The organism is Bacillus sp. P4_D3, from assembly GCF_056401855.1.
Map to the genome: position 1 here is coordinate 1 of NZ_JBFUIN010000064.1, position 14256 is coordinate 14256.

16 protein-coding genes are annotated in these 14256 nt (G+C 36.5%); 7 read left to right on the plus strand and 9 right to left on the minus strand.

Annotation, left to right across the window (positions count from 1 at the left end):
• Positions 1 to 480 precede the first annotated feature (480 nt).
• On the plus strand, positions 481 to 1080 hold the full coding sequence (locus tag AC1DTM_RS10765; protein WP_088099586.1) for a TasA family protein: 600 nt from the start codon (positions 481 to 483) through the stop codon (positions 1078 to 1080).
• A gap of 127 nt (positions 1081 to 1207) precedes the next feature.
• On the opposite strand, the gene AC1DTM_RS10770 is transcribed toward AC1DTM_RS10765, so the two are convergent.
• From AC1DTM_RS10770 to AC1DTM_RS10780, 3 genes are all read right to left on the minus strand, one after another.
• Positions 1208 to 2350: a glycosyltransferase family 4 protein gene (locus AC1DTM_RS10770; protein WP_088099585.1), complete on the minus strand. Its 1143-nt coding sequence runs from the start codon at positions 2348 to 2350 to the stop codon at positions 1208 to 1210.
• Positions 2351 to 2362: 12 nt separating this feature from the next.
• Positions 2363 to 2893, minus strand: coding sequence for a phosphatase PAP2 family protein (locus AC1DTM_RS10775; RefSeq protein WP_002112405.1), 531 nt, complete (start codon positions 2891 to 2893; stop codon positions 2363 to 2365).
• A gap of 145 nt (positions 2894 to 3038) precedes the next feature.
• Positions 3039 to 3551, minus strand: coding sequence for a gamma carbonic anhydrase (locus AC1DTM_RS10780; RefSeq protein ID WP_088099584.1), 513 nt, complete (start codon positions 3549 to 3551; stop codon positions 3039 to 3041).
• Between the two features lie 74 nt (positions 3552 to 3625).
• On the opposite strand from AC1DTM_RS10780, the gene AC1DTM_RS10785 reads away from it, so the two are divergent.
• Positions 3626 to 4429, plus strand: a complete 804-nt coding sequence (locus tag AC1DTM_RS10785) for an alpha/beta hydrolase (protein WP_133059534.1) — start codon at positions 3626 to 3628, stop codon at positions 4427 to 4429.
• Between the two features lie 40 nt (positions 4430 to 4469).
• Positions 4470 to 5534 (plus strand): tetraprenyl-beta-curcumene synthase family protein, encoded by a 1065-nt coding sequence (locus AC1DTM_RS10790; protein WP_016106418.1) that lies wholly within the window; start codon positions 4470 to 4472, stop codon positions 5532 to 5534.
• Between the two features lie 35 nt (positions 5535 to 5569).
• On the opposite strand, the gene AC1DTM_RS10795 is transcribed toward AC1DTM_RS10790, so the two are convergent.
• The 6 genes from AC1DTM_RS10795 to mnmL all read right to left on the minus strand — a co-directional run bounded on the left by AC1DTM_RS10795 (position 5570) and on the right by mnmL (position 10922).
• Positions 5570 to 6871 carry a PepSY-associated TM helix domain-containing protein gene (locus AC1DTM_RS10795; protein ID WP_016106417.1) on the minus strand — a complete coding sequence of 434 codons (1302 nt, stop codon included), beginning with the start codon at positions 6869 to 6871 and terminating at the stop codon, positions 5570 to 5572.
• A 155-nt stretch (positions 6872 to 7026) separates the two neighbouring features.
• Positions 7027 to 7701, minus strand: a complete 675-nt coding sequence (locus AC1DTM_RS10800; RefSeq protein ID WP_016106416.1) for an aspartate/glutamate racemase family protein — start codon at positions 7699 to 7701, stop codon at positions 7027 to 7029.
• Positions 7702 to 7725: 24 nt separating this feature from the next.
• A complete protein-coding gene (locus AC1DTM_RS10805) occupies positions 7726 to 8406 on the minus strand; it encodes a hypothetical protein (protein ID WP_002160153.1) in 681 nt (226 codons plus the stop codon).
• Between the two features lie 18 nt (positions 8407 to 8424).
• The gene (locus AC1DTM_RS10810) at positions 8425 to 9258 is read right to left on the minus strand and encodes an ABC transporter ATP-binding protein (protein ID WP_016106414.1); all 834 of its coding nucleotides are present in this window, start codon (positions 9256 to 9258) and stop codon (positions 8425 to 8427) included.
• A 135-nt stretch (positions 9259 to 9393) separates the two neighbouring features.
• Positions 9394 to 9966: a tRNA 5-(aminomethyl)-2-thiouridylate-methyltransferase MnmM gene (gene mnmM, locus AC1DTM_RS10815; protein WP_477000220.1), complete on the minus strand. Its 573-nt coding sequence runs from the start codon at positions 9964 to 9966 to the stop codon at positions 9394 to 9396.
• Positions 9963 to 10922, minus strand: coding sequence for a tRNA modification radical SAM protein MnmL/YtqA (mnmL, locus tag AC1DTM_RS10820; RefSeq protein ID WP_016106412.1), 960 nt, complete (start codon positions 10920 to 10922; stop codon positions 9963 to 9965). Before mnmL ends, mnmM begins: the two co-directional genes overlap by 4 nt.
• A gap of 111 nt (positions 10923 to 11033) precedes the next feature.
• Here mnmL and AC1DTM_RS10825 point away from each other — a divergent pair, with 111 nt between their 5' ends.
• The 4 genes from AC1DTM_RS10825 to AC1DTM_RS10840 all read left to right on the plus strand — a co-directional run bounded on the left by AC1DTM_RS10825 (position 11034) and on the right by AC1DTM_RS10840 (position 14229).
• Positions 11034 to 11297, plus strand: a complete 264-nt coding sequence (locus tag AC1DTM_RS10825; protein ID WP_002112394.1) for a YtzC family protein — start codon at positions 11034 to 11036, stop codon at positions 11295 to 11297.
• Between the two features lie 15 nt (positions 11298 to 11312).
• On the plus strand, positions 11313 to 11462 hold the full coding sequence (locus AC1DTM_RS10830; RefSeq protein ID WP_001129345.1) for a hypothetical protein: 150 nt from the start codon (positions 11313 to 11315) through the stop codon (positions 11460 to 11462).
• Positions 11463 to 11590: 128 nt separating this feature from the next.
• Positions 11591 to 12352 carry an ABC transporter ATP-binding protein gene (locus tag AC1DTM_RS10835; protein ID WP_016106411.1) on the plus strand — a complete coding sequence of 254 codons (762 nt, stop codon included), beginning with the start codon at positions 11591 to 11593 and terminating at the stop codon, positions 12350 to 12352.
• Positions 12353 to 12369: 17 nt separating this feature from the next.
• Positions 12370 to 14229, plus strand: a complete 1860-nt coding sequence (locus tag AC1DTM_RS10840) for an FtsX-like permease family protein (RefSeq protein WP_204208850.1) — start codon at positions 12370 to 12372, stop codon at positions 14227 to 14229.
• Positions 14230 to 14256 lie beyond the last annotated feature (27 nt).

The following is a 14256-nucleotide window of genomic DNA, read 5'->3' on the forward strand; positions in this document are numbered from 1 at the left end:
GTCGGTGTTCCAGAAGTAGTTAAGCCAAAAGAAACAATTGGTAAAAAAGGACTGGCAGATTTCCTACGTCAGATCGGTCTAGAACCGAAGAAATAAAGTGAAACTATAATCAGTGGGGGTTTGGTTCATCCCCCACTGATTATTAGCCTTCACCAATCGGGCGTTTACGGGCAGCAGGGCTTCCACCTAACTTCTTTGCTCCAGCCGAATTTTGAGGTGGGAGTTTTACTGCCCGCAAATAGTGGGATAAAAAGAAGGTGTCTTAGGAGCGGCTGCTGATAAAAGAGGGAGAAATATCATCTTCTGTAAATATCGATAGTCGCTCTTAAATAAAACGAGAAGTTCTTTATTAAGAATTCAATGACTATCTTAGAGATAAATCTAAAAGACATCAAGTAAGGAAACAATTCGTTTTTACCTCATATGGACTTATCAGCTTTTTAATAGCTTAGATATTATAAAAATAGGGGGATTATTAAAATGAGTCTTAAGAAAAAACTTGGTATGGGTGTTGCATCTGCAGTTCTTGGTTTATCTTTAATCGGAGGCGGAACGTTTGCTTACTTCAGTGATAAAGAAGTATCAGAAAACACATTTGCGGCTGGTACGTTAGATTTGAGCATTGATCCACAAGTTATCATCGATGTTGACAAAATCAAACCGGGTGATCAAATAGAACGCGATTTCCACTTAATCAACAGCGGTACTTTGAAAATTAAGGACGTTCATCTTCTTACTGATTACACTGTAACAGATGCGAAGGGTGATAATGGAAATGCTGATTTCGGTGATCATGTCAAAGTGGAGTTTTTATGGAACATAGACAAGAACACAGTTCCTGTATGGGAAACTACTTTGTCTGAATTGAAACAAGCTACTGCTGATGGCAACTTTCCTGATCTTGTAGAAAAAGGTGTCGTAAACTGGGAAGGAAACGGACTTGCTCCAGGCACGGATGACACTTTCTATGTGAAATTCATATTTGAAGATAATGGAGAAAATCAAAACGTATTCCAAGGAGATACATTGAAATTGAACTGGACGTTCGATGCGGCTCAGACAAAAGGGGAAGAAAAATAAGTTCGAATTTTATTCATTATATCTATGTACCAACTGAACCGCTAAATAAAAGCGCAAGATAAAAAGAGATCACACTTCGAAGTGTGATCTCTTTTTATCTTGCAAATTGATGATACATAAGCTGCGTTTAAGCTAGCATTTCCGCTTTTCGACTTTGAATCACATCATCATAATGCATGAGTAAATCACTGGAAATTTCATCCCAGCTTTGTGTAGTAGCGTAGGAGTGAGCATCTAGGCTCATTTGTTTACGCATTTCTTCATTATTTAATAATTCATAAATAGATGACAAAAATGAGTCCGCATTTTTTGGTTCACATAGAATTCCAGTTTTTTCATCTTTAATAATATTTTTAACCCCGCCACTATTCGCGCCAATAACAGGTGTACCACATGCGAGTGACTCCAGTACGACGTTCCCAAATGTTTCAGTAGTAGATGGAAATACCATTAGATCGGAGGAAGCGTAGACTTCAGCTAAATTCGTACCTTGTAAATATCCAGTAAAGGTTACATTTGTTTTTGGAACATTTTCATGCAGGTCCTTTGCGAGAGGACCATCTCCAGCGATGAGCCAATGAATATCGTCACGTTCTTTGTTCGTCGTTTGAATAAGTGTTTGAAGAGTGTCGATATCTTTTTCCGGAGCAAGGCGTCCGACGTAGGAAAGAATATATTTCGCTGTAATATTATATTTTTTTCGGAATAGGTCTTTATTGTAAGTTGGATGAAAGAGAGTACAATCTACACCACGTCCCCAAATATAGAGCTGCTGAAATCCTTTTTTCTTTAATTGATGTAATGTTTCAGGAGAAGGAACAAAGTTTTTTTGCATATGACTATGAAACCACCTTAAATAGTTCCATAGCATATTGGAAAGAAATTCGATTTTGTAATAGCGTAAATAGGCGTCAAAATCAGTATGATAAGAACCGACGACCGGGATATTTAACTTTTTGGCATAATATAATCCACAAAGTCCCATATTGAAAGGCGTAGCAATGTGAATGATATCAGGTTTAAAGGCAAGAAGTTCCCGTTTAATGCGCGGAGTAGGAAAGGCAAAGCGACATTCTGGATATAATATTGTTAACGGGATGCTTCTCATTTTATTCACATTCGTAACGAAATTATCTTCTGCCGTATGCTGAGGGGCGAAAACAGAATAGGCGATATTTTCTTTTTGAAAATATTTAGTTAAACGTTCCAAAGTTTTCGCCACACCGTTGACTTGTGGTGTAAATGTATCGGTAAATATGGCGACTCTCATCATATCGCTCCTTTACATGAGTGGAATGAATTGATAAAAAGAGATGATGCCAGAGCAAGTGCCAAGGCACATGCCTACAAATACATCTGACGGATAATGAAGCCCTAAATAAATACGGGAAATACCGACGCATAGCGCTAACGGTAATAGAAAAGCAAGCAAGTTTGGATTATAGCAAATAAATGGAATGAGGACAGAGAAAACAGCCGTTGTATGTCCGGATGGAAAAGAATGATCTTTTAAAGGCTGTACTGGATATTTCGCATCTTGAATTGTTAAATAAGGGCGTTTTCGTGGATACCATCTTTTTAGTATTTGCACCGGGATATGGCTAATTGTTAAAGAAATAGCAGTTGCAATTGCAGCTTGATGCAAATTCCCTGTTGCGAAAATTAAAAAGAATAGGGTAAGTGCAATGGAGAAGGTAGCACCACCGATATGGGTAATATTGCTGAAAAAGATGTTTAATGTTTTTTGATCAAAGTAGCGATTAATTCCTTTGAAAATGTAACATTCTATTTTATATAGTCCACTGACCTTCATGAGATTTTTCCTCCCTCATTTACATATATATGGAGTTATTAACTTCTATTTTAATAAGATTTTATTGAGGGAATAATAATGTTTTGTAAAGAAAAAGTTAGATTTTTTCATAAAAAAAGCTGCCAGTCTTATGGCAGCGATAAAATCATTTTTGTAACGATTTATAATATTGTCCTTTTTCAACGTATTGTGTGCGGATACGTTCCATATCTTTACGGTCTTCTTCTGTTAATTCGCGAATGACCTTCGCAGGACGACCAAAAACTAACGTATTAGGAGGGATTTTCTTTCCTTGTGAAACGAGACTACCAGCACCGATGAAAGCTCCTTCACCAATTTCAGCGCCATCTAATATGATAGATCCCATTCCAATTAAAGCATCTTTTTCAATTTTGCAGCTATGTAAAATAACTTGATGCCCAACGGTAACGTCATCTTCTAAAATAAGAGGATACTGTGGGCTTTGGTGAAGTGTACATTGATCTTGTACATTTACTCTATTTCCAATTATCGTTGGTGATACATCACCGCGGATGACTGTATTAAACCAAATGCTAGATTCTTCGCCAATTGTCACATCGCCTGTAATGGTAACATAGTCAGCGATAAAAGCACTACTCGCAATTTTTGGATTTTTTTCTTTGTAAGGATATATCATGTAAAGCCTTCCTTTCCTAGAGACTAGTTTTAGTGTATCAAATTATGAAAAAGAGTGAAATGGAGGAGTTTCGTATGTGGAACTATGAAGCGGAAGAAGCGAAAGCCGTCATTATTATCGTGCATGGTGCTATGGAATATCACGGGCGTTATGAAGCAGTTGCAGAAATGTGGAATCATAGCGGTTATCACGTCGTTATGGGGGATCTTCCAGCACACGGAACAACTTCAAGAAATAGAGGACATATCGATTCATTTGATGAATACATAGAGGAAATAAAGTTATGGGTGAAAGAAGCAAGAAAATATAGATTGCCTATTTTTTTATTTGGTCATAGTATGGGAGGACTTGTCGTTATTCGTATGATGCAAGAAACGAAAAGAGAGGACATAGATGGGATTGTATTAAGCTCGCCTTGTTTAGGAGTATTGGCTGCACCTTCTGCTCCGCTTCGTGCTGCTTCAAAAATATTAAATGTCGTTGCTCCCAAATTGCAATTTACAACAAATCTCACTGTAGAAATGTCAACTCGTAACCATGAAGTGAGGGATGCGATGGAGAATGATTCATTGTTCTTGCGCAAAGTATCAGTACGTTGGTATAGTGAATTGATTAAGTCTATCGAGATTGCTCATGAGAAAATAGATGATTTTCCAGATGTTCCACTCTTGCTAATGCAGGCGTGTGAGGATAAACTTGTAGATAAAATACGTGTCCGCATGTGGTTTGATAATGTTAAAATTAGTGATAAGGCATATAAAGAATGGCCTAATTGTTATCATGAGTTATTAAATGAGTATGAGCGTGATGAAATTTTGAATTATATTCAGTCATTTACTGAAATTCATATCAATAATATAGTAAAAACAAACAAATAAATCATTATTTGTACATTTAACAGAGGAGATGAAGGAAGAAGTGAACGTACCGAGTAATCCCATAACGCTCATGGCGAAAGTATACCGTGATGTGTTTCCGGTTGTACACCATGAGCTAGCGATGTGGAAAGAGCGTGCCTACCATATTCCGAATGACGAGCTTCATAGTCAGGCAATCGCAAGTATTGAGAATAAAACGTTTCATTGCGAGGGCGGTGGCATTTTAGCGCTGCTAGCAAATGAACATCGAGAGGAATGTATTCGTTTTATCGTAGCATATCAAACGATTAGCGACTATTTGGATAATTTATGTGACCGTAGTACATCACTTGATCCGAAAGACTTTGCGGCTCTTCATGAGTCGATGGTAATGGCATTAAGTCCTGAAGTTGAAGGAGGCGGTAATTATTATCGTTATCGTGATGATCAAGATGATGGTGGTTATTTAGATGAGCTCGTTGAAACGTGTCAGGATGTTTTAAAGAAAACGAAGCATTATGATAAAATTGCTCCAATTCTTCATGAGCTTGCTTGTTATTATTGTGATTTGCAAATTCATAAACATGTGAAATTAGAAGAAAGAGAACCGCGTCTAAAAACATGGTTTGAAGCTCATAAAGAAAACTTGCCGCCGATGAGCTGGTTTGAATTTTCGGCTTGTGCAGGATCAACTTTAGGAATCTTTTGTCTTGTGGCATATGCATTCCATGATGAATTACATGATGAGGATATTGAGAAAATTAGACAAGGATATTTTCCTTACGTACAAGGACTTCACATTTTACTTGATTATTTCATCGATCAAGAAGAAGACCGTATGGGCGGGGATTTGAATTTCTGTAGTTATTATGAAAACGAGCAAGCTATATTAGATCGTATGAAACATTTTGTAGAAGAAGCAGAGAAGAGTATTGGTGATCTGCCTCATGCGAAGTTTCACCGTCTCATAAGCCGAGGGTTACTTGGTATTTATTTATCAGACCAAAAAGTATCAGCACAAAAGAATATGCACAAAATGGCACGGCGCATTGTAAAATACGGAGGGCTCACTTCACGATTCTTCTACTGGAACGGGAAGATGTACCGAAAGAAAATGGCGCAGTGATGAAGAAAACCACTCATGTTGAGTGGTTTTTTTTATTATGATCGTATTTTTGAAATTACGTATATGAGAAGTTCGATTGTGAAGATAGCTAAAACAGATAGTCCGAATAAAGGCATTACAGTGCCTAGTATAATCATCATGATAAAGAAAACGAATATGCTTTTCTTATCTTTTTGTTTTGGTGGTGCTGCTAATTTGCCTTTCGGTTTTCTTGCTAACCACATTTTTATTCCGTAATAAATGAGAAGTAATAAAGATAATGTCGTTAGTAAGCATAATATTTTATTTGGCCATCCGAATAAATGTCCTTCGTGAAGCGGGATACCGTAAGTGAACCATCGTGCAAATAATCCATAATCACGATAGTCCGTTTTTGAAATAAGTTTTCCGCTATATTGATCAAAGTAAGCTGTTATCTCTTCATTTGGTGCCACGTGCATGCCCGTAATACCAGAACCACTTGATTTCGAAACAGTGAATACACCTTTCGGATCAGTCGGTAGTGAGATAACATATGGCTTCTTTATTTCAATCCCTTGTTGTAACTCATCAATTGAAATTATTTTTGGCTCACTTGAGTTAGATTCAGGAGGAGCTTCTTTTCTTGTTGCCCATGGCAACTCTTTTACCTTTGATTCAGGAGGTGCCATATACAATTTTGGATATCCGAGCGCTTCATTCGACGATGCAATTTTATAAATTTGGTTACCCATAAATCCAGACCACGGCAATCCAGTTGCGATTAACAGAACGAGAGGAATTGTAAATATAATACCGATAATAGAATGACATCGTTTTGCTTTTTCTCGCTTATTGGATGATGGTGTGTTTTTGAATTGGCGTATACTCATATACAACCCAGTTATAATCAAAAAGATTGTCCAGCACGCCGCAAGTTCTACAATATAATTGACGACAGTGCCACCAACTAAAAGAGAACTATGTAGTTCCCGCATTATATTGGCAAACGTTTCACTTGCGTTTTGATCTCCGACAATTTGATTATTGCTATCTAAATAAACGTATTTTTGCGTTCCTGTATATTCATTTGCGATTGTAAGTCTCGTATTATAATCCCCATTAAACTCACTAATTTTCGCCACACTATAATGTGGATATTTTTTCTCTGTTAATGAAATAGAATCAGACATCGAAATAGATTCTGTTTGGGCGCTCTTCCCAAAATATAAATCTTTATAGATGAAATCTTCAACTTCTTCCCGAAATAAATACCCAATTCCGCTCAGTGACAAAGTAATAAGAAGCGGCGTAATAAAAAGTCCAGCATAAAAATGCCAACGCCAAAAAATGTAATGAAGTGAACGATTTTGTTTCATACTTCAGTTCCCCTAACCTTCCCTATATGAATAAACTACTTATTTAATATAGCGAGATTAAGTGTGGATATTTTGAAAGAATTGTGAAAAATGTTAAAAGTTTTGGGGATTTTTATCAAACACAAAACACATTTCAAAAGGGATGTGTTCTATGTTTATGAAGACCTTTTTATATTTGATGCATACATCCTAACAACTGCTTTCGCAAGACATTGAGCGGAATCAACAAAGTCCTCACTCACCACCACATTCAAATCGGTACATGCGATAATAGCGGTATCTACTTCGTCTTTTAACTGTAAAACGAGCACACTCCATAATTTGCGAGCTTCCTCAATTTCTCCGCCTTTAATACAAGTAATAATTTGATTAATCATTTCTTGCCATTGTTCATTATGAATGTACTCTATATTACGTTTTATAATCCCGTCTTGGTAAATACCTGCTTGAACAGTCGCTTCTGTTGCGAGAAGAGCGACTCTTTTTGTATTTTCAGGAATTGCTTTTAACGTCTCATCGACTATATTCAAAATAGGAATGGTAATAGAACGCTTTAATTCCTCGAAATAAAGATGCGCCGTATTACATGGCATTGCGATGAAATCTACACCAGTACTTTCAAGTTTTTGTGCACCTTCAATAATCGCCTTTTTCATCGCTATATGATCAATAGGCCGATCTATGTAAAATGGTGTTGGACAAGAATAAATCATCATATGAGGAAAGTCCATATCATGCTTTGCTCCGTATATTGTTTGGCATTGTGCTACAACTGTATCGACGAATGGTCCAGTTGATTTTGGTCCCATTCCTGCTAGTATTCCGATCATTGTTTCGTCCCCTTTAATATGTAATTAAAAACGTTTTTTGCGAATGAGAAAAAGAAATAAAGTAAGTAATAAAAATGAATATACGATAGCCCAAGCTGTGAGCCATAGGGTGTGAGTAAGTATATTATATTTGTATTGCCCAAGCATTAAAAAGCTTTCGACAGGTGGTAAAAACCATAGTAGCTCTGTTTTAAAACGGATTGAAGCAATCGTCATAAGTAATATAAATGTAAGACTAAGCCAAGCGGTGCTTGCTTTTTGAATAATATTTCTAGTAAATAATGTTGCGATTGAAATTCCTAGTATAGAGAAAGACATGTGAGCGAGAAATCCGACTAGAAATAAAGAAGCTGTCATTTTTTCATTAAACATTTGCAAAATAATTGGATAGATTATGGATATAAAAGATAACACAGTACAAATGAGAAGAGCCGTAATATATTTACCAACGTATAATGCCGAAATATTATTTGTGTGTGAAATAGTGATTTGTTCTTGTACAGGGTCTTCAGTATGAAAAATTGTGATTGTAATCCAGGCAGATAATAAATAAAGTGCGAGTGCGGTTTCTAAATATGTCGGTACAATAGGAGTCGGTTTATATGTATATACAAAAAGCAAGCTTATACAGTACATCGCAATAGGAGGAATGTACTTATACGATTTTGTGTAATCGAGAAAATGGTAACGAATAAGCGCAAACATAATAAACCTTCTTTCGATTTAAAAATTAGGTTGTAGCAGTGTGATGGATGCCTTTTTATGTAATAAAAACTGAAGTATGTCGTTTGTATAATCTTTTTCGATTTGTAATTGAATGAGGTTTTGATTTGAATTGTGTGTAACATGTATAAATCCGGATTGTTGTTGTAGTTCTATTGCTGAAAATGTTTCGTGAACGATTGCCTCAATATAGACCTGTTCTGTTGATTTTTGCACAGAGGTATCTTCCGCAATTGTATGATTAGCTAACGTCACAATTCTATCGGCGAAGTGTTCTAGTAGTTGTTTTTCGTGACATGTGAAGAGTACAGATATACCTTGTTGTTTTAATGAAAGTAAAATATGCTCTAGTTCTTGCTGAGAGTTAGGGTCGAGCCCAGAAAGTGGTTCATCTAAAATTAATAAATGGACGTCCGTAAGTAATGCTTGCATAATACCTGTTTTTTGTTTCATACCTTTTGAAAAGTTTCGTACAACGGAATGCCTTGCGTGATGTAAGTGAAAAGATTCAAGGAGCACCGGAATTTTATTTCTTAAGTATTTTGTTGATAAACCATGAATGTGGCCGAGATGATATAAATAATCCTCTAATGTAAAACGAATCCCTTCAGGAAAATGCTCAGGTACATAACCGATTTGTATATGTTCTTTTCTTTGAAGTGTCCCTGCCGTAGGTGAAATAAAACCTGCAGTTATTTTGAGCAAAGTGCTTTTTCCAGTTCCATTACCGCCAATAATAGCGAGTGCTTCTCCTTCTGGAATGGATAAATCGATGTTGTCTAGTATGAGTGATTTGCCGTACTTCTTTTGAATTCCTCTTAGTTTTACTAGCAAAGTTCTATCCTTCTTTCTTCAAATAGTGTATACATCCATTATATAGGAGAATAAGAAAAAGACGTGCAGTGAGTGCACGTCTTTTTTTGTTATGTTTTGTCGAAGAATCGATATATCGGCAAAATCGTTGATATATTATCGTTTCTCAATCGCCACAATAAATGGCGGGTTATTTTGCTGGTTAATGAAGCCGTATTGCAAAACGTGAGCTTGCTTTTGGTCTAGTTCTTCTGCAAATTTGAGAACAGCGTCACGTTCTACTTGTCCTTCTGGATGTCCGTGGTAAATGACAAGGACGATGATACCTTCAGGTGCCATTAGTTCTAGCAATTGTTCAATCGCCGAGATTGTTGAGTTCGGTTTTGTGACGATATGTTTGTCACCGCCAGGAAGGTAACCTAAGTTGAAGATTGCGCCTGTTACTTTTCCTTTTGCATCTTCTGGTAATACGGATACAAGTGTGTCGTGACTATCGTGAACTAAAACAGTASGTTCGAAAAGTTCTTTTTCTTTTAGTCGGATAGTAGAGCTTTCGATCGCTTCTTTTTGAATATCGAATCCAAATACTTTTCCGTTATCTCCAACGATTTCAGCTAGGAAGCAAGTGTCATGTCCATTGCCAAGTGTTGCATCTACTGCGTAATCGCCTTCTTTAACAGCCGTTTGCAGTAGCATGCGAGCAAACGGTAATACACGTTCTAATTTCATTTTTGTTTCTCCTCATTTGCATATTTTCCTTGCCAGCTTCCGCGGCGTACAAATTCTGCATCGATGGAATTTAATACTTCCCATTTATTTAAGCTCCACATTGGGCCGATCATTAAATCAGGTGGACCGTCACCTGTGATGCGGTGCACAATTACGTCTTCTGGAATAATTTCAAGTTGGTCGACAACGAGACTTACGTAATCTTCAAGAGATAAGAATTCTAGTTGTCCTTTTTCATATTGCTTCACCATTGGCGTTCCTTTTAACAAATGAAGTAAATGAATTTTAATTCCTTGTATGTCAAGCTTTGCAACTTCACGAGTTGTTTCCATCATCATGTCGTAATCTTCAAGGGGAAGACCGTTAATAATATGCGAGCAAACTCTAATACCGTGCTTACGTAATTTATTTACGCCTTCCACATAAGATGGATAATCGTGAGCACGATTAATAAGATTTGCAGTTCGTTCATGAACAGTTTGAAGTCCGAGTTCAACCCAAAGATACGTGCGTTTATTTAAGTCCGCTAAATATTCAACAACATCATCCGGTAAGCAATCTGGACGAGTCGCAATAGAAAGACCGACAACGTCTTTTTCTGTTAGAAGCGGTTCGAATTTTTCTTTTAACACTTCAAGTGGAGCATGTGTATTTGTATAGGCCTGGAAATAAGCGATACATTTTCCGTCTTTCCACTTTGCGTGCATTTTTTCTTTCATTTCATGATATTGCGTTATTACATCATCGCGGCGATCACCTGCAAAGTCACCAGATCCAGCGGCACTACAAAATGTGCAGCCTCCGTAAGCGACTGTGCCGTCACGGTTTGGGCAATCAAAGCCGGCGTCTAATGAAACTTTAAAGATTTTTTCACCAAATTCATTTCGTAAGTGGTAATTCCATGTATGATAACGTTTATTGTCATTTGTATATGGAAAAGGGTTTTGAACCTTCATTATTTTCCCTCCTAAGACGAGTCAAAATGAAACAAAATCCATTATAACATACTCATAAGGTTCATATGGAAGGGACACACTAAAGGAGAATTGAAGCAAGGAGGGACAAGTATGGCAGAGCGTCAATCACTTGAATCGTATATTACACAAGCGGAAGAAGCGGTGGAATATGCGAAAGAACAATTAGACCAAGGCATGAGACAAGAGCATTACAATACGATGGAGTATTCAGATGCGCAGTTGCAATTAGAACAAGCATATAACGACTTACAAACGATGCAGCAACATGCGAATGATGAGCAACGTGAGCAGTTAAATAGAGCACGTATGGCAATTCGCCAATTGCAACATCAAATGATTATTACACCGCACTAATAAGGAGTGAATGTAATGGCGAAACGTTCAGATCAAAATAATCCAGAGCAAAAAACGCAAAATGGACACAACGCTGAGTTTTCAAATGAGCTTGATCCTGTTGTTCAAGTGAAACAGCGTAATAGTAAAAAAGGACAACCTCAAAGATCAAAGCAATCAGAGTAACCAGGTCGCAATATGACCTGGTTTTATTTTATTACAAAAGTGTAAGGTAAATGTAATGTTAACAAATAGCAGTTCCCCTCCAAAAGGCGCAGAATAGGTAATGGAAAAACAAGCGTAGGAGGATATATATGACGAAACCAGTTGTAGACGTGAAAAACGTTCAAAAAGTGTACGGTAAAAAAGGTGAGAACCAATCACACGCATTAAAAGGTGTTTCATTCTCAATTCAAGAGGGTGAATTTGTTGGGATTATGGGACCTTCTGGTTCTGGTAAAACGACATTATTAAATGTAATTTCAACACTAGATAAAGCAACGGGCGGCGTTGTGGAAATAGCAGGTACGGACATTACGAAAATGAAACAAGGTGAGCTTTCTGATTTCCGTTCACAAAAATTGGGGTTCATCTTCCAAGATTTTAACTTATTAGAGAACTTATCTATTTATGAAAACATTGCACTTCCACTTTCACTTCAAGGTGTTTCATCACGTAATATTGGACCGAAAGTAGAAAAAGTAGCAGATATGTTAGGGATTTCAGCAATACTTCAAAAGTATCCATCTGAAGTATCTGGTGGACAGAAACAGCGTTCAGCAGCAGCGCGCGCTTTAGTGCATGAGCCTGCAATTATTTTAGGGGACGAGCCAACAGGAGCTCTTGATTCTAAAAATGCAGCAAGTTTACTTGATGCGATGACAAACTTAAATGAAGAACAAGGTGTATCTATTATGATGGTTACTCACGATCCATATAGTGCAAGTTACTGTCAGCGTATTTTATTCATTCAAGATGGTGAGCTATATAAAGAAATTCACCGCGGTGGTACGCGTGAAGAGTTTTATAAAGAAATTTTAGATGTGCTTGCAGACTTAGGCACACAAAAAGCGTAAGAAAGGAGGTCTAGGGCATGTTATTTAAACTTTCCATGTCAGGGCTGAAAAGTAAGCTAAAGGATTATATCGTCTTACTTGTCGGTCTTGTTATGTCTATTTCAATTTTTTATATGTTTCAAACGTTAGCACTGAATAAAGCGTTTATTGAATCCAATTCTGTCATTAAGTCTATTGGCTTCGTATTCCAAGCAGGTTCATTTCTATTAGCAATTATAACGTTCTTCTACATTTTATATGCGAACTCTTTCTTATTATCTCTTCGTCAAAAAGAGTTTGGTATGTATATGATGTTAGGAGCAAAAAAGCATAAAGTTACATTACTTATGTTTATTGAAACGATTGTATTAGGTGCTGCGTCTCTTGCGATTGGACTTACAGTTGGTGTAGGACTTGCAGAAGGTATCGGTCAGTTATTAATGAAACAATTGGAATTTGCTGGCGAAGGCTATAAAGCATTTTATCTACCATCTATGACTGTTACTTGCATATTCTTCTTTGCACTATTTGTATTATCGGCAATTATGAATAGTATTAAATTATCTCGTATTTCTGTATTACAACTTGTACATGCAGATGCACAAACAGAACGTGTTGCAGTAAAAGGAAAAATGACAGGTTTAGTTGCATTCCTTGCGGTTATTTTATTAGGAATTGGCTATGCATCAATGATTTATATGGAAAAACTAAGAGAAATGGGAATCCTAATTGCATTAATTACAACAACAGCCGGTACTTACATGCTATTTGGATCACTTCTCCCGGTCATTATTAAAAAGTTAAAGAGTAATAAAAAACGTAGTGAAAAAGGGCTTAACGCTTTTACTTTTGCACAATTAAATTTCCGTATTAATAGTTTAACAAAGGTTCTTGCGACAGTAGCGATGTTAGTTGCTCTTGGAGCTGGTGCAATTTCAGGTGGTATGGCGTTTAAAAATAACGTTATAAAAATGGTAGATGGTTTAGTAATATATGATTCAGTTGTTCATAACCCTACAGCTGAAGAAAAGAAAATTTTAGATGGTATTACATTTAAAGAGAAAAATGAATATCGTTACAAAGTTGATGATAAATACGTTTATTATGTAAAAGAAGATTTAGAGAACAATCGTCCTTTAGTAAAAGATATGGCAAATATGGAATCGATGAAGGATTTAGTAAATACGAAAAAAGTTTCAGAGGAACTACCAGTAGGTGCAGTTTCTAGAGAAATGAATGAAAAAGATGCGAACGCTAAAGAACTTTCAGAAGAATGGGTAGATGCTTTTAGTACAATCCATCCATATTATATATACGAAGATCATGCAATTAAGATTGTAGATCAAAAAACGTACGATGGGATAAATGGTAAAGAAGGTATAGCATTTATCGGAAAAACAGATGACTTTTTAACATATACAAAAGAATGGAAAAAACTTGACGAGTTGCAGCTAGATAAATATAAAAATGTAACAGCTGAAAGAATGAACAGCAAATATCAATCTTACGATATGTTCTATGGTGTTGCGAGTGGAACAGTATTTATGGGCTTCTTCCTTGGAATTGCTTTCTTGGCGATGATGGCAAGTTGCTTAATGTTTAAAATTCTTTCTGGTGCATCAAAAGATATTACACGCTATCAAATGCTTCGTAAAATCGGTGTGCGCCGTGAATTATTAACAAAATCAATTTATAAAGAGTTATTCTTAGTATTCTTATTCCCGGCAATTGTGGGTATCGCCCACGTATTAGTTGGTATGAATATTTTCGGATTTATTTTAGTCGATCCATACTTCCGTATTTGGATACCAATTGTAATTTTCGTAGTCATTTATGCGATTTACTACTTCATTACAGTTCAATTGTATAAAGGAATTGTTCTTCCGAAAGAAGATTAATAACGAAAAATACCGAGCAGAGGGTGC